Source organism: Paenibacillus sp. FSL R7-0128 (assembly GCF_038002245.1).
Taxonomy (GTDB): Bacteria; Bacillota; Bacilli; order Paenibacillales; family Paenibacillaceae; genus Paenibacillus_AQ; species Paenibacillus_AQ silagei.
The window spans coordinates 3,621,032-3,637,276 of record NZ_JBBOCD010000001.1; the positions used below are offsets into that span (position 1 = coordinate 3,621,032).

The 16,245-nt window shown below is 52.2% G+C and carries 15 protein-coding genes; 14 read left to right on the top strand and 1 reads right to left on the bottom strand.

Translation table 11 applies throughout. From position 1 onward, the window contains the following. Positions 1 to 22 precede the first annotated feature (22 nt). From NST26_RS14985 to NST26_RS15000, 4 genes are all read left to right on the top strand, one after another. A complete protein-coding gene (locus NST26_RS14985; RefSeq protein ID WP_340979334.1) occupies positions 23 to 1,162 on the top strand; it encodes a phosphodiester glycosidase family protein in 1,140 nt (379 codons plus the stop codon). A 126-nt stretch (positions 1,163 to 1,288) separates the two neighbouring features. Beyond that, positions 1,289 to 2,221, top strand: coding sequence for a LysR family transcriptional regulator (locus tag NST26_RS14990; protein ID WP_339314112.1), 933 nt, complete (start codon positions 1,289 to 1,291; stop codon positions 2,219 to 2,221). A 15-nt stretch (positions 2,222 to 2,236) separates the two neighbouring features. Continuing rightward, positions 2,237 to 3,355, top strand: coding sequence for a 5-methyltetrahydropteroyltriglutamate--homocysteine S-methyltransferase (locus NST26_RS14995; protein ID WP_340979335.1), 1,119 nt, complete (start codon positions 2,237 to 2,239; stop codon positions 3,353 to 3,355). A gap of 394 nt (positions 3,356 to 3,749) precedes the next feature. Then, the gene (locus NST26_RS15000) at positions 3,750 to 4,208 is read left to right on the top strand and encodes a GNAT family N-acetyltransferase (RefSeq protein WP_340979336.1); all 459 of its coding nucleotides are present in this window, start codon (positions 3,750 to 3,752) and stop codon (positions 4,206 to 4,208) included. A 108-nt stretch (positions 4,209 to 4,316) separates the two neighbouring features. Here the strand turns inward: NST26_RS15000 and NST26_RS15005 are convergent, their stop codons facing one another. Continuing rightward, the gene (locus NST26_RS15005) at positions 4,317 to 4,727 is read right to left on the bottom strand and encodes a hypothetical protein (RefSeq protein WP_340979338.1); all 411 of its coding nucleotides are present in this window, start codon (positions 4,725 to 4,727) and stop codon (positions 4,317 to 4,319) included. 655 nt (positions 4,728 to 5,382) lie between these two features. On the opposite strand from NST26_RS15005, the gene lysS reads away from it, so the two are divergent. From lysS to NST26_RS15055, 10 genes are all read left to right on the top strand, one after another. Beyond that, positions 5,383 to 6,945: a lysine--tRNA ligase gene (lysS, locus tag NST26_RS15010; RefSeq protein WP_340979339.1), complete on the top strand. Its 1,563-nt coding sequence runs from the start codon at positions 5,383 to 5,385 to the stop codon at positions 6,943 to 6,945. Between the two features lie 94 nt (positions 6,946 to 7,039). After that, positions 7,040 to 7,759: a YebC/PmpR family DNA-binding transcriptional regulator gene (locus NST26_RS15015; protein WP_076078109.1), complete on the top strand. Its 720-nt coding sequence runs from the start codon at positions 7,040 to 7,042 to the stop codon at positions 7,757 to 7,759. 89 nt (positions 7,760 to 7,848) lie between these two features. Beyond that, positions 7,849 to 8,283: an NUDIX hydrolase gene (locus NST26_RS15020; protein WP_340953153.1), complete on the top strand. Its 435-nt coding sequence runs from the start codon at positions 7,849 to 7,851 to the stop codon at positions 8,281 to 8,283. Between the two features lie 28 nt (positions 8,284 to 8,311). Then, the gene (locus tag NST26_RS15025) at positions 8,312 to 9,076 is read left to right on the top strand and encodes a TSUP family transporter (RefSeq protein WP_340953152.1); all 765 of its coding nucleotides are present in this window, start codon (positions 8,312 to 8,314) and stop codon (positions 9,074 to 9,076) included. 23 nt (positions 9,077 to 9,099) lie between these two features. After that, complete coding sequence (locus NST26_RS15030) at positions 9,100 to 9,534, top strand: GNAT family N-acetyltransferase (RefSeq protein ID WP_340953151.1); 435 nt, start codon at positions 9,100 to 9,102, stop codon at positions 9,532 to 9,534. A 3-nt stretch (positions 9,535 to 9,537) separates the two neighbouring features. Continuing rightward, positions 9,538 to 10,710 carry an alanyl-tRNA editing protein gene (locus NST26_RS15035; RefSeq protein ID WP_340953150.1) on the top strand — a complete coding sequence of 391 codons (1,173 nt, stop codon included), beginning with the start codon at positions 9,538 to 9,540 and terminating at the stop codon, positions 10,708 to 10,710. A gap of 149 nt (positions 10,711 to 10,859) precedes the next feature. Next, positions 10,860 to 13,211 carry an ABC transporter permease gene (locus NST26_RS15040; protein WP_340953148.1) on the top strand — a complete coding sequence of 784 codons (2,352 nt, stop codon included), beginning with the start codon at positions 10,860 to 10,862 and terminating at the stop codon, positions 13,209 to 13,211. A 266-nt stretch (positions 13,212 to 13,477) separates the two neighbouring features. Continuing rightward, positions 13,478 to 14,260 carry an ABC transporter ATP-binding protein gene (locus NST26_RS15045; protein WP_340953147.1) on the top strand — a complete coding sequence of 261 codons (783 nt, stop codon included), beginning with the start codon at positions 13,478 to 13,480 and terminating at the stop codon, positions 14,258 to 14,260. A 29-nt stretch (positions 14,261 to 14,289) separates the two neighbouring features. After that, positions 14,290 to 14,970, top strand: coding sequence for a response regulator transcription factor (locus NST26_RS15050; RefSeq protein ID WP_036728619.1), 681 nt, complete (start codon positions 14,290 to 14,292; stop codon positions 14,968 to 14,970). Then, positions 14,957 to 16,243, top strand: a complete 1,287-nt coding sequence (locus NST26_RS15055; RefSeq protein WP_340953146.1) for a sensor histidine kinase — start codon at positions 14,957 to 14,959, stop codon at positions 16,241 to 16,243. The genes NST26_RS15050 and NST26_RS15055 overlap by 14 nt, the downstream gene beginning before the upstream one ends. Positions 16,244 to 16,245: the final 2 nt, after the last annotated feature.

Here is a 16,245-nt window from a genome sequence, read left to right on the forward strand (position 1 = left end):
TATAGACTTAACCATTATCAGTATGTTAGGGAGGATTTCAGAAGTGAGCTCTTTACCACAACGTTCTACTGTCCGCAAGAAGAAGAAACCGGCGCCGAAGCGCAAGAAAAGAGGGTTCTTCCGCACACTCTTCAGGGTGTTCATGGTCTGTTTCATTCTGGTTATAGCAGCCGGAGGCTGGCTTTATTTTGCACCGTCGGCCCAGAATACGCGCTTCCTGATCGCAGATACGCTGATTACGACTCAACACCGGCACTGGGCCAAATATATTATCGGCGAAGAGGAATTGAAGCACCGCGTCAGCGATTATACCAAGCGCTTCGAGGAGATGGGCGACGAGGTAGATACCCATGAGATCAAGCCTGAGCCTGTAAAGGAAGCTGAGCATACTCCGCTCGTCCAGATTGAAGAAGTCACGGGCAGCGGCTATAGCGGCTATGTCATGATTGTGAACGATCCCAAGAAGGTGCGCCTGGGCGTGCCTAGCAAAATCGGCTCCGGGGAAAAGGTATCCAGCATGGTGGCGCGGACAGGGGCTATCGCCGGGGTGAACGGCGGCGGCTTCGCCGATCCGAACTGGAAGGGCAATGGCTTCAAGCCGATCGGGCTGGTGATCTCGCAAGGGAAGCTGTTCTACAATGGACTGGGCGGCAAGAAATCCACACAGATTGTCGGCATCGATAAGGAAGGCAAAATGGTCGCCGGTAACTACACTCTGGATCAGCTCAGCAAGATGGGGGTGCAGGAGGCGGTTTCTTTTCAGCCACGGATTATTGTGAACGGTAAAGGCCAGATTAAGAATGCCGCCGAAGGCTGGGGTATCGCGCCAAGAACAGCTATGGGCCAACGGGCAGACGGTGCGCTCATCTTCGTAGTGATTGACGGGCGGCAGCCGGGCTACAGCATCGGGGCGAATCTGTATGATGTGCAGCGGATTATGCTGAAGCATGGGGCGGTCATTGCGGCCAATCTGGACGGGGGATCTTCGACGGTGCTGGTGAAGGACAATGAGATTGTCAACAAGCCCTCTTCGCAGTATGGGGAGCGTTACTTGCCGACGGCATTCCTGGTATTCGATGACCCCGAGAACGCGAAGATCAAGAATATCTGGGAAGGGCTGGACCCGGCCAAGATCGACGCAGGCAAGAAGCGCACCCAGTAACATACGCTAGGTTCCCTGCTTCATAATCAATAGTAGATCAGACGCGGCAGGTGTGCTAGGATAACAAGTAAATTCTTATTTTGCTGAACCTGCCAGGTGAAGTCCATGATCGGAGGGGGAAAAGGTTTGACTTTGCAGCAGCTCCGCTACGCAATTGAGATTGCGAACAGCGGCTCTATGAATGAAGCGGCCAAACGGCTATTTGTGTCGCAGCCCAGCCTCTCGAATGCTATCAAGGAGCTGGAGAACGAGCTTGGCATCACGATTTTCGAACGGAATAACCGGGGGATCAGCATCTCGGCGGAAGGCATGGAATTCCTGGGCTATGCCCGGCAGATTATTGAGCAGACTGAATTCATGGAGAACCGCTATACCGGCAAGAAGCGCAGCCCGATCTATTTCTCGGTATCTACACAGCATTATGCGTTTGTTACGGATGCTTTTGTGAAGCTGATGAAGGAGAGCAAGGTGCAGGAATACAATTTCAGCCTGAGAGAGAAGCAGACCTATGAGATCATCGAGGATGTGCGTACCCTGCGCAGCGACATCGGGATTCTGTATATCAACGAGAGCAACTATAAGATCATGAACAAGCTGTTCAGTGACGGGAACCTGAAGTTCACTCCGCTGTTCAATACGAATCCGCATGTATATGTGCGGGAAGGGCATGTTTTGGCTGCAAAAGAGAGAATTACGGCCGAGGACATTCATCCGTATCCTTACATTACTTTTGAGCAGGGGGATAACAACTCGCTGCATTTCTCGGAGGAGATGCTTAGCTTCACGCAGATTGAGAAGAATATTAAGGTGACGGACCGGGCCACACTGACTCATTTGCTGCTCGGAAGTGATTCGTATACCGTGGGGACCGGGATTATGGCCTCTGAGCTGGATGATGCGGGGCTGATTACGATTCCTTTTGACAGCAAGGAAGTATTCTCTGTCGGCTGGATCGCCCACAAGGACCGCAAACCGAGTGAGATTATGTCTACATACATTGATATTCTGAATGATCTGGTGTCGGGTAATGTTTTCGAGCTTGAATCTTTCTTACTATAAGAGCAGGAGGGACGTATGAGCAGTCCAGTGATCGGATCGACAAGAAATGCACCGCCCTTCCGCTACGACATTGTCGGGAGCTTCCTGCGTACAGAGGAGATCAAGAATGCACGCAACCTGCATGTGGAAGGTGAACTAACCGCGGGACAGTTGGCGGAGATTGAGAATATAGAGATTGGCAAGCTGCTGCAGCAGGAGAAGGCGCTTGGGCTGAAGGCTGTGACCGACGGTGAATTCCGCCGCTCCTGGTGGCATCTGGATTTCTTCCTGGGGATTGAGGGTACTGGAAAGATCACTCTTGGCGGTACTCCCGGCGCTTCCAAGGAGCAGACGAACCGGGCGGAGAGCTTCAGAATTACCGGTAAAATCGCCTTCGGGGACCATCCCATGGTCGCGGAATTCCGTACCTTGCAGCAGATGGCCGGAGAGACGCTGGCCAAAATGACGATTCCTTCACCCTCTTTGTTCCATTTCGTGCAGGAGTATAACGGAAACGAGATTTATTCCGATACCGAAACGCTGTACGGAGATATCATTCAGGTGTACCGGACGGCGATTCAGGCCTTCTATGATGCCGGTTGCCGTTATCTGCAGCTGGACGATACCACCTGGGGGACGCTGTGCAGCGGCAGACATCGTGCTCATCTGCGCAGCAGGGGCGTTGACCCGGATCAGCTGGCAAAAGATTACGTCCGGCTGATTAATGAGAGCATTGCCGGCCGCCCGGCGGACATGACCATTGCCCTGCATGTATGCCGGGGCAATCTGCGCTCCACCTGGTTCGCCGCCGGCGGGTACGGGCCGGTCGCCGAGGAGCTGTTCTCGAATGCGAACGTGGACGCGTTCTTCCTCGAATACGACAATGAACGCTCCGGCGACTTCGAGCCGCTGCGCTTCATCCGGGACCAATTCGTTGTGCTGGGACTGGTGACAACCAAGCATGGCGGCCTGGAGAGCAAGGAGCAGCTCATCGCGCGTATTGAAGAAGCTGCACAGTATGTAGACATCAACAAACTGTGTCTTAGCACACAATGCGGCTTCGCCTCTTCGGAGGAAGGCAATATTTTGACGGAAGAAGAGCAATGGGATAAGCTGCGGCTGGTGATTGAGACGGCGAATGAGGTTTGGGTGTAGGTTAGTGGGGAGGATTGCCGGGGGCGATCCTCCTTTTTGCGGGGATCGCCAGGCTAAGGGCGGAGGATAGATGGATTTTCTCCACTTGCTGATGATATGTATGGCTGTGCCGGGGCAGCAGTTGGATAAATGACACTTAATTTCTCGCATATTCCGCCGTAGCGGCACATCCCGATGCAGTAGTTGCTGTTTTTCCACTTGCTTACCTGAAACTATTAAAAACCGGGAAATTAGGATACTTTATTCCATTTGTTTGCTACGGAGGTTGGGGATGTTCTGTGTGCTTGCAGTTGTAGTCTTATTTTTTAATCATTCTGTACTCATCGTAGGGATTCCCTCTACAGTATAATGTTGGGAGCGGATTCAATAATGAAGCTATATCTTTGGAGGGAATATGATGGTTATTGACCTACGACCTGTATCGGTCGAGAACTGGTATGACTGCACATTGCTGAAAGTAAAGCCAGAACAACAAAGCGTTTTTCCTGCTCCGGTGGTTAATTGGATTGCTGAAGCAAAATTCGTGCAGGAGTTTGAACTACGGGCTATTTATTCAGGAGCTGTGGTGATAGGATTTATTGTCTTTTGTACAACTCCCGATGAGGACGGTAACTGCTGGATACCAGCCCTTATGATTGATGAACATCATCAAGGACAGGGTTATGCCAAACAAGCCATGGGAAAGTTAATCGAGCATATGCGAAATGAAGGGTGTACCCGATTAATGATCGGACATAGACCCGACAATCAGATTGCCGGGTCGTTGTATGAGTCGCTTGGATTCCAAAAGGTCAGTGAAGAGTTATGTGATGGTGAGGTTATACGTTGTTTGGAGCTTAATCAATGCATCTGACCACAAATAGCCCTCCTGCAAAGAGGGCTATTCGTTTAGCCATAGGAGCCGGGACATTCGATTCTATTAGTCGCATAGCCCTAAACCGCATTTTTTTTGCTATTCCTGTTACATACTGTTGAGAGCGTTTTCTATTTTTACTCCAAACACTGTTTCGTTTAGCTTGGGTGTTCGAGTTTTTGAATCGACGAGGGGGTAATACAGAATTAAATATTTTCCAGATTGGTAGACAATTGGTGCGTGGGAACTAAGAAGCTGAATACTTTCTTCAAAATGCTTTAATCCACTTTCTTGTTTCTCCTCCGATCCGAAAGCGTAAACTTTTATAATTTCCTCATTACTCAGTTTATAGCTAACAGGTTTAATACCCTCAAGAATGTAGTCGTCAGGTGATTCAATTTGTGTAATGTTTTTTTCAAGGGACATTATGGCTTCATTCACGTTAGAATATTTTTGTTGAGAAGAACAAGCAATAAGAAATAAAAAGCTAATGAAGGTGAAGAATAGATTTTTTTTCATGAATAATCCTCCTTTTTTGTTCAGGACACAGATAAGAAGAGACGAGACCCACCTAATGCAGAAGTTACTAACAAAACTGAGCTCGCCATGTATTCCTTATGATTTTATCAAAAATAGCGAATAAAAGTATGGCATGGGCTTAGGGTGATGAATTTTCTGGAGTTCTGCCTTTGGTTCCAGATGCTCAAGCGAAATCCCTGACAGCTATTAAAGGTTATTTTAAACTTAGTAATTGACACATTCTCCCTCCCGCAGTATTATTGCACATAACAACTTACAGCAACAAGCGATGAAGAGAAGAGTAAGCAGGCGGCAGCGTTCACAGAGAGCTCCAGAGTGGTGAAAGGGAGCAGCGAAGCGCCTGATCTGAAAAAAGTCTCCGAGCTGCATAGGGAATTGGGCACAAGTGTCCAAGGATGGTATGCCGGGTTCTCCCGTTACAGAGATAGGGTATAAGCGTCATGGCCGTACCCGAAGAGGCGGATCAGGCAACTTGTCCGTGAACAGAGGTGGTACCACGAAGCTTATCCAAGCTCTCGTCCTCAAGATATTGATCTTGAGGGCGGGAGCTTTTTTGCGTTCACAGGCGGGCAGCTCCGAGCGCAGTCAAGCAGGCTCCAAGTAAGATTCATACTATCAGTAGAGGTGATTCATTGTGCATTGGGCAGAAAAAATTGCAAACCGGTTAATCGCGGAGCATCCGCAGCGGCAGACGTATGTATGTGCATCTGGGATCAGTCCGTCCGGGTCCGTTCATATCGGGAATTTCCGCGAGGTGGTAACGACTGCATTTGTGGCGAAGGCGCTGCGGCGGGCGGGGAAGGAGGTGCGGTTTATTTTCTCGTGGGATGACTTCGACCGGTTTCGTAAAGTTCCGGCCCATATCGATCCCGGCTTCGCTCAGTATATTGGGCTGCCATATTCGAAGGTGCCTTGTCCGTATGGCTGTCATGCTTCGTATGCGGCACATTTCGAGTCGGAATTCGAGCAGGCGCTCCAGGTATTTGAGATTGAGCCGGAGTTCATTTATCAGAGCCGGGAATACCAGTCAGGCCGTTATTATCTGCAAATTCTGCACGCCCTGCGCCGCCGGGGAGAGATTTACGATATCCTGATGTCGTTCAAGACAGGTGGGAGTTCAGCGGATGAGCGGGCGGCATTCTATCCCATCCATCTCTATTGCGGGCAATGCGGCAAAGACTCGACCACCATTCTGGACTACGACGACACGGCGGAGACCGTGGCTTACCACTGCGGCTGTGGTCATTGCGATACTGTACATATTCCGCAGGCGGACAATATCAAGCTGCACTGGAAAATCGACTGGCCGATGCGCTGGCAGCAGGAGCAGGTCGTATTCGAGCCGGGAGGCCGGGATCATTCGTCAGAGACAGGAAGCTATAATGTGGCTGCGGTAATCGCAGAGCAGATCTACGGGTATTCGCCGCCCATGTATGAGCCATATGAATTCATCAGTATTAAAGGCAGTTTCGCCAAAATGTCCAGCTCCTCCGGGCACAATTACACTCCAGATGATCTGCTAGAGGTCTATGCCCCTGAGAACATCCTGTTCCTGTTCGCCAAATACCAGCCGAATGCCGCCTTTCATATCGGGCTGGATGAGGATGTGCTGCGCAACTATGCGGAGTTCGAGCGGTATGCTGCGGGAGCACGGGCAGGCACGCTAACGGGCGATCTTGCAGGTGCGCTGGAGCTGTCTCTGCGAAGCGACTCCCCGGTGAGTGCTGGAAGCAACGTTAGCTTCGGCCAGGTAGCCAGTCTGCTTCCCTTAATCAACTTCGACAGGGGAAGGCTCCGGGAGATGTTCAACAGAAATAATGTGGAGATTGATGAACTCCGGCTTCAGAGGGTGGCGGACCGTGCGGAATACTGGATTAGGAACTGGATGCCGCACAAGCTGGTGACGATCCAAGCTTCGCCCAACTATGCATATTATCACTCCCTTACTGGAGTGGAACTGAGATGGCTGCGGAGCTTGTGCAGTCTGCTGCGGAGCAGGGAGCTGGACGAGACGCAGCGGATGACCGAAATCTACGCCATTTGCCATCATGAAGACAAAAAGACGATGCGCATCCAACAAAAAAGACTGTTCACCATCATCTATCAGCTGGGGCTTGGTGCAGAGGAGGGGCCTCGTCTGCCTTGGCTGATTCAGGCAGCCGGAACGGAGCGGATGCTGAATTTGCTCGAATTGTGAAGGAGTGTGGACTGCCCTTTACGGGATAGATCGAACAGAGGTATAATATACAAGACTGTTTTTAATCAAATGTTGGAAAGCGAGCGGTAACGATATGGGTCGTAAATGGAATAATATTAAGGAAAAGAAAGCATCCAAGGATGCGAATACAAGTAAGGTCTACGCCAAGTTCGGGGTAGAAATCTATGTTGCAGCGAAGAAGGGCGAGCCTGATCCGGAATCCAACCGGGCGCTGAAGGTCGTTCTGGAGCGTGCCAAGACCTACAATGTACCGAAGGCGATTATTGACCGTGCCCTGGAGAAAGCCAAGGGTAGCGGCGATGAGACTTACGTTGAGCTGCGCTATGAAGGCTTCGGTCCAAGCGGCTCGATGATTGTAGTCGATGCGCTGACGAATAACGTCAACCGCACGGCTCCGCTGGTCCGTTCCACGTTCAGCAAGAACGGCGGCAACATGGGCGTCAGCGGATCGGTTACGTATATGTTCGATCCGACAGCGGTAATCGGGGTAGAAGGCAAATCAGCGGATGAGGTGATGGAGCTGCTGATTGAAGCAGATCTGGATGTCCGCGATGTGCTGGAAGAGGACGAGGCGGTCATCGTGTATGCTGAGCCGGATCAGTTCCATGCGGTTCAGGAAGCCTTCCGCAGCGCGGGAATCACGGAATTCACCGTAGCGGAGCTGACACTGCTCCCGCAGAACTACGTAGCTATTCCTGAAGATGCACAGGCACAGTTCGAGAAGCTGATCGATGCGCTCGAAGAATTGGACGATGTGCAGCAGGTCTACCACAACGTGGATTCTGAAGAATAGAATAGCGGTAACTTGAATAAGCGGGCAAGCCGATTTCCAGGCTTGTCCGCTTATTCTTTCGGGAGTGAGAATGGAGAGGAAGAATTGGAATGGAAGTCTTTCGATTAGTCAGTGTGGTTCATGTTTTTCTGATTAAGGACGGACAAGTCCTGCTGCTGAGACGGAAGAATACGGGACATCATGACGGGGAGTATGGATTGCCTGCCGGGAAGCTGGATGGCGGCGAGCCGCTGCATACCGCCGCCATCCGCGAGGTCCGGGAAGAATGCGGTGCGGTTATAGCTCCCGCCGATCTTACCCTGATCGGAACGATGCACCTGCGGACCTCCGGGGATGAGCGGGTGGATTTCTTTTTCAGAGCGGAGCAGTGGAGCGGAGTGATCCACAACATGGAGCCGGACAAATGCGATGAGGTAAGCTGGTTCCCGGTGGATGCGCTGCCGGAGAATATCATCCCGTTCGTACAGGAGGCCTGGAATACATTCAGGGACGGCGTGTGGTATGCCGCTCACGGATGGAATTAGATTAGAGTAGCGGGGGGATGGCGCAGTAATGGAAGACTGGACGCTCAGTATGGTTCTTATATTGGTGGTATGCGGATTTCTGGCCGGATTAATTGATTCTGTAGTGGGCGGCGGAGGACTGATCGCGATTCCTTCGTTGCTGGCGGTAGGGATTCCGCTTCCGCTGCTGCTGGGCAGCAGCAAATTGGCGGGATCGATGTGCTCGCTGACCAGCACCGCCTCGTTCGTGCGTTCCGGCAAAATCAATTTCAAGCTGGTGCGGACGCTGATCCCGCTGTCGATCATTGGAGCGATGGCCGGAACGCTGACTGTCCGTCAGGTGCCTTCCGAGTTCCTGAAGCCGCTGGTGATCGTGATGCTGGTGGTCATTACAATCTACACCTTGTTCAAAAAAGCCTGGGGAGACGTCTCTACCTTCTCTGCCAGCAACGGTAAATTACGTCTGGCCGGAAGCATGGCAGCGCTCATAATCGGTTTCTATGACGGGTTTTTCGGCCCGGGAACGGGGTCGTTTCTGATTTTCGCTTTTCTGATGATGGGGTTTGAATTTGTAACTGCCGCAGGGAACGCCAAAATCCTGAACTTCGCCAGCAACATCACAAGCCTGCTTACATTCATTGCCCTGGGCTCTGTCAGCTACACCCACGGGCTGATTCTGGGGATTCCGATGGTGATCGGAGCCATTGTCGGCTCCCGGATGGCGATCCGCAAAGGGGCAGCGTATATTCGGCCGTTATTCATTACAGTCACTGTCATATTGATCGGCAAGCAAATATGGGATACGATGCATTAAGCACAATTAATGGAGTGGATGAGATGGAGATCAAGCTTATACATAAGGAAGAAGTCTGGAAGCTTAGGCATGAAGTGATGTGGCCTGAGCGGGAGCCGGATTATATTAAGCTGGCAGATGACGATCAAGGCAAGCATTACGGGCTGTATGTGGGGGATCGTCTGGTTTCTGTGTTATCCCTCTTCGTTAACGGCACAGATGCACAGTTCCGCAAATTCGCTACCCTGGAGCTGGAGCAGGGCCAGGGCTATGGCAGCAAGCTGCTGAAGACGGTTCTTGCGGAAGCGGAGCTGGCGGGGGTGCGGCGGATTTTCTGTAATGCCAGAACGTACAAGGCAGGCTTTTACAAGAAATTCGGCATGCAGAGAACGGATGAAGTGTTCAGCAAAGGCGGCAAGGATTACGTGGTCATGGAGAAGTTCTTCGGACCTGCAACGGACGCGAATGGAGGAGCTTAAGGGATGACCAAGAAGCTATATTATGATTCAGCTTATATTCAAGAATGGAGTACCGTGATCACTTCCGCGATAGAGCGTGAAGACGGGAGCTATGTGACGCTTGCGGAGACGGCCTTCTACCCGCACGGCGGCGGACAGCCCTGCGATACGGGAACCATCGGCGGAATTACTGTACTGGATGTGGTGCTGGAGGATCAGGAGGTACTGCATAAAGTAGCGCAGCTTCCCGGGCAGACTGAAGTAGACTGCGCCATCGACTGGAGCCGGAGATTCGACCATATGCAGCAGCACAGCGGCCAGCATCTGCTGTCGGCGGTATTCCGCGAGCTGTATCAGGCACTGACACTGAGCTTCCATCTGGGCAGCGATTACGCCACAATTGATCTTGATCTGGGGGAACTATCTGCGGCGCAGCTGGCGGAGGCTGAACAAGAGGTGAACCGTCAGATCTATCTGAACCGCGCAATTATCAGCTACTTCGTGACCGCAGAGGAAATGGCCAAGCTGCCGCTGGTGAAGCTTCCTAAGGTAACGGAGGACATCCGGATTGTCGAGATTGAAGGTGTAGAGCATAACGCCTGCGGCGGCACCCATGTGTCTTCGACAGGGGAGATTGGGATGATCAAGCTGCTGCGGTCCGAGAAGCAGAAGGGCAATATCAGGATTACCTTCAAATGCGGGAGCCGGGCGCTTGCGGAATTCAACGATCAAATGCAAATCCTGAGTCTGTTGTCGGCCAAATTCAATACGAACAAGGACGAAATTATGGACCGGATCAGCAAATGGGAGCAGGAGCAGAAGCTGCTGGTAGCAGAGCTGGCTGCCGTGAAGGAGCAGAACGACAGCTATCTGGCCCGGGACCTGTTAGCTTCTATGGATGAGGGCAGCCGGGTGCTCACGCATATGTCGGACGGGAGAACGCTTAAGGATCTGCAGAGTCTGGCTGCGAAGCTGACGGCGTTGACCGACCTTCCGGTGCTGCTGCTGAGTGCGGCGGAGAATAAGGCCGTGCTCGCGCATAGCGGCTCTGCGGAATTCTCGTGCGGAGCATTTTTCAAGGCTCATCTGGGCGGATACCAGGGCAAGGGCGGGGGCAGCGACAAGCTGGCTCAGGCCGGATTCCCGGCATGGGAAGACGCACTGGCATTTTACAATTTTGCTAAAGGGCAATTCTGAGGTAGGGCAGTTAAGGAGCTATGGAGCGTTTATTCCGTAGCTCTTTTTGCTGTTTTCATAGGGTGAGCAAGGATTGGACCGACTTAAGGATTATTTAACATTTGAAGTCTTATAATCAGGACAGAGCTTGACGAAGGGAGAAAATTAACGTGTTCCTGACTATTCTAAAAAAGGATTTGCGGCGTAAAAAGGTGATGAATACCGTTCTGCTGATCCTCATCATCCTGGCCTCCACACTAGCTGCAAGCAGCTCCAGCCTGATGTATTCCACCTCCAGCGCCTTGGGCAGTTTCATCGAAGCCAGCAAGGTGGCGGATCTTAATATCACGCTGGCCAATGACCCTGGCTATAACTCTGCAGTAGAAGACTGGGTCAAGCAGGAAAAGAAGGTGGAGACAGCTTATACAGAACGGCAGCTCAATCTCTTACTGAATCAGGTTACGATGCCAGAAGGCCGCAAGAGCTTCTCGGGAAATGTAAGCTTCGTGCTGTCCGCCATTCCTGAGCAGGTGAACCTGGTCTTCGGTGAAGACAATGAGCGATATTCACTTCGCCCAGGGGAGATCGGTCTTCCGGCCAGCCTGATGCTAAGCAGTGGTATCGTACCGGGAGAGCAGCTGAAGCTTAAGTTCGGTGAGATTACGAGAACGTTCACGGTGAACGGTTACTTCAAGGATGCGTTCATGGGGGCAGATCTGCTGGGACTGAAGCGCCTCATGCTGTCAGCAGAGGATTTCAAGGAAATAGAGAAGCTGGTGCCCGAAGATAAACGGATGAATCTATGGAGCTTTGTGGCGGCACCGGGTGTAGCGTCTACTGAGATATCATCTTCTTTTGCGAACAGTGATCTGCCCATCAGCTTTGAGGTGGATAAGGCGCTGGTCAAGATGACTTATATGACGGACCGGATGATCTCGGCCATGATGTTTGCAATTAGCGTGTTTCTGATCTTCATTGCTTTTCTGACCCTGCGCTTCACCATTGTCTCCACTGTGCAGGATGAATACAAGGAGATTGGCGTTATGAAGGCCATCGGGTTCAGGAACCGGGCGATCAAGCAGCTCTACCTGACAAAATATACAGGGCTGGCCTGTCTCGGCGGCGTTCTCGGACTCGGCATCAGTCTCCCATTGACTGCGCTGATGTCCCGCAAAACCTCTCAGTATATGATTTTACCCGGAGGCAGCACCAATATAATGATCTCGGCGCTTAGCACGGTGGTTATGATCGCATTCATTCTGCTGTTCTGCTTACTCTGCATGCGCAAGATTAACAAGGCCTCGGCCATCGATGCAATCCGGCAAGGCCAGACCGACGAACGCTTCAAGGCATCCCGGCGCATTCATTTACACAAAAGCCGTTTCCTCCGGCCCCCGTTCTTTCTCGCACTGAGCGATGTACTGAACCGGCTCAAGAGCTATACGTCACTAATCCTGACGCTGATCTTAAGCTCGGCGATCATTCTGATCCCGGTCAATCTGACCAATACCATTGTAACTCCTAAATTCCTGGAATATTTAGGTACAATTGGTGCGGATTTTTATAGCTCAACCGTCGTGGCAGAGAAACCCGTTGAGAAGATCCAACAGGACAAGGCACTCCTGTCCAAGCGGCTGAAGGATCAGGGCTTCGAGGTCACGCTTACAGCGAATTATACGGTAAGTACCAAATATATCTCCGATAACGGGCAGGCCAACCGGCGGATCAACGGCCAGAAGAATGATCAGAACGGATCTGTTGAGATTCTGGAAGGGACAGCCCCGCTCCTGAAGAATGAAATTGCGATTACAACCATCATGTCCGAGAAATACGGGAAGCGGGTGGGCGATAATATTACTTTTGAAATCGGCGGGGTTCAGGGGACCTTCATGATCAGCGGACTGTTTCAAAGTATCTCCAACGAAGGGTACGCGGTCTGGATTGCACGGGACTATGAGCTGAAGACAATACCCGCTTACATGTTCTCCGGCGAACTCCATGCCCCGGAGCAAGCGAAGGCAGGGATGATGAAGGAAATTCAGCAGCAGTTCCCGGAACAAGGCTTCAAAACCTCGCTTGAACTGCTGGGAGAGATCACGGGCGGCTTCATGGGCCAGCTTCACAGCATCAATGGGCTGCTTACGGCTATCATCTGCCTCATTACGTTCTTCATCACCAGCCTGTTCGTCCGATTGATGATTGCGAAGGAGGTTCACGGCATTGCTGTCATGAAAAGCATCGGCTTCACGAATGCCGCGATCCGGCGGTGGCAGGCGCTGCGCATTCTGATTATTATGTCCGTCTCGCTGGTGTTGGGCGTAATCGCTGCGAACACCCTAGGCAGCCGCCTGCTGGGTCTCATTTTCCGGATCTTCGGACTGACCAGCCTCCAGTTAAATATTCTTCCGCTACAGGTCTATCTGCTGTATCCGCTGCTGATCCTTGCCGTGGTCATGCTGGCAGTGTATACCAGCTGCGGCCAGATCAAGCGTGTACAGATATGGAATATGAATAAGGAATAGGCGATTGGATTCTAGAATAAGAATCACGGGAAATAACAAAAAGCTAAAGGAGCGGAGGGGAGATTTGGAACTGGAGGAGCGGTAGCGTCCGCCTTTAGGTTTGGATTTCTACCGCGAGCAGCGGTCCAAATCAGGAAATCCAAACCTAACAGTGGCCGGAAGTCCAAGTGTTCACCGCAGCGACGATTAAGCTCAATGTTTATAACTTTGTGATTCTTGTAAATAGATCCAAGCGTTTATATTAAAAGAAAAGAAGGAGTGGCGAAATGGCAGCAGTACTGGAAGTAACCAACCTATGTAAGACCTATATCGTCAATAAAAGTCAGAATAACGTGCTGCGGAATATCAATTTCTCGCTTCATGCCGGGGAGTTCGTGTCTGTCATGGGGCCGTCCGGTTCGGGCAAGTCTACGCTGCTCTATACCGTCAGCGGGATGGACCGGCTTACGGCGGGCGAGGTGGTCTTTGACGGGGAGAGTCTCTCGCAGCTCTCTGAGAAGGGCATGGCTGAACTGCGGCTGCACAAAATGGGCTTCATCTTCCAGCAGATGCATATGCTGAGCAATCTCTCGGTTTATGATAATATTATTCTATCAGGCTATGAGTCGCTGAGCGGCAAGAGAGGCGGACAGGGACGCAGCCGCAGCGAGGTGAATCAATATGCCGATGAGCTGATGCGGAAGCTGAACATTATGGAGACAGCGGGCCATGACATTACAGAGGTATCCGGCGGACAGCTGCAGCGGGCCTGCATCTGCCGGGCGCTCATCAACAAGCCGGCTATGCTGTTCGCGGATGAGCCGACAGGTGCGCTCAACTCCAAAGCCGCACAGGAGGTCATGTCCGAGCTCTGCCGGATCAACCGGGAAGGAACAACGCTGATGGTGGTTACTCACGATGTAAAGGTAGCCGCGCAGAGTGATAAGGTGCTGTATATGGTAGATGGCAATATTCAGGGTGAGCATGTGCTGGGCAAATATATACCGGAGCAAGGTCCGAGGGAACGTGAACGCAGCCTGACCGGTTGGCTGATGGAGATGGGCTGGTAGGAAGCTGCAAGCAGCAGGAGGAGAGAGCCGTGGCGGATATTCTGATCATTGAGGATAATGCGGAGCTGGCGGAGGTGATGAAGGATTTTTTGCAGGTGGAAGGATATTCTGTATGCAGTATGGCCTCTGCGGAAGAGGGCTTGGCTTATTTGGAGACGAATGCCGTCAAGCTGCTGCTGCTCGATATTATGCTTCCGGGGCTGGACGGCTTCGCCGTATGCAGAATCGCCAGGGAGAAGTTCAATCTGCCGATTCTGATCATGAGCGCACGCCACGGGGATGAGAGCAAGATTATCGGGCTTGAGCTGGGTGCGGACGATTACCTGGAGAAGCCCTTCTCGGCTCCTCTGCTGACGGCGAAGGTCAAGGCGCACCTGCGGCGGAGTTATGAGATGAACGAGAACAAGCTGCTGCTGACGGATGGCGAACTTACAGTGAATCAGACCGCAAGAGTAGTATATAGAAGCGGCCAGCCGCTCGGGATGACAGCCAAAGAGTACGAGCTGCTGGTCTTGCTGATGAGCAACAAGGGTAAAGCGCTTCGCAAGGAGTGGCTGTTCCAGCAGGTATGGGGGGCAGACAGCTTCAGTGAACCGTCCACGTTGACCGTACATATGAACAAGCTGCGGGACAAAATCGAACATAACCCCAAAGATCCAAGGCGCATCGTTACCATCTGGGGAGTGGGATATAAATATGAAGGCATTTAACAGGCTGATGCTCTGGGCGTTACTTCTCGGGCTGACGTTCATAGCGGCTCTTAATGGATATGTATCCTCCAGGGAGACAGGGACGGCCGGGAAGGCTTACCGGATAGAGATAGGCCGTATCTATGAGCAGGTACAGCGAGGAATTCCTCCGGAGGAACTGCTGCCTGATCTGAACAGGTATACCTACGTGAACGGCTTAAGCTGGATCGGGAAGGAGGCGGGGCCGGATGAGGTTCAGCGCTTTTTTGCCGGTATCGGGGTGGAGGACAGCAATGAATTCATGGTCAAGCCCTTGTATGCGGATCAGCAAATCGCAGGATACTTAAGGTTCTCTTACCGGATGCCCGGGCCGGATGTTCATGCGCTTCTGGTTCTGAATCTGTTTCTGCTGGCGGCGCTTGGAGCCGTGATGGTGCTGCTGTTCTACATCCGTAAGCAGATTCTGCGGCCGTTCCATTCTCTGCAGGAGTTGCCTTATGAGTTATCCAGGGGGCAGCTGAGCATAGGTATGAAGGAGCACCGTAGCCGGTACTTCGGCCGGTTCGTGTGGGGGCTGGACCTGCTGCGGCAGACACTGGATGCTCAGAAGCTGACGAATCTCCGCCTGGAAAAGGACCGCCAGACGCTGATCGCGTCCCTCTCGCATGAGCTTAAAACCCCAGTCGCCACGATCAGGCTCTACGCCAGCGCCCTGGCGGACGGCCTCTATGACAGCGAAGTCAAGCGGCAATCGGCCGCCCGGCTGATTGGTCAGCAAGCAGAACAAATGGAGCAGCTGATCGGCGGGATCATCACCGCTTCCGTCTCTTCTCTGCAGAATATAGAGGTGGCCCCGGGAGAGTTCTATCTTAGCGGTCTGGTCGGCAAGGTCATCCGTAACCATAAGGAGCGGCTGGAGCTGCTGAAGGTGGAGCTCACAGCAGGTGCTTATCAGGACAAGCTGCTGCTTGGAGACGAAGAACGGCTGCATGAGGTGCTGAATAATCTCATTGAGAATGCCATTAAGTATGGAGACGGCAGGTCGATCTCTATTACCTTCCGCGAGGAGGATTACCGCCAGCTGATTGTGATCGAGAATTCGGGAGAGCCGCTGCTCCTGAGCGAGCTGCCCCATATCTTCACCAGCTTCTGGCGCGGGTCCAATGCGGACGGCAAGCCGGGCAATGGCCTCGGCCTCTTCATCTGCAAGCAGCTGCTGCAGAAGATGGGCGGCGATATCTTCGCGGAGCCGCTTGAGCGGGGTATGCGGTTTGTACTGGTGCTGCGGTATTAAGT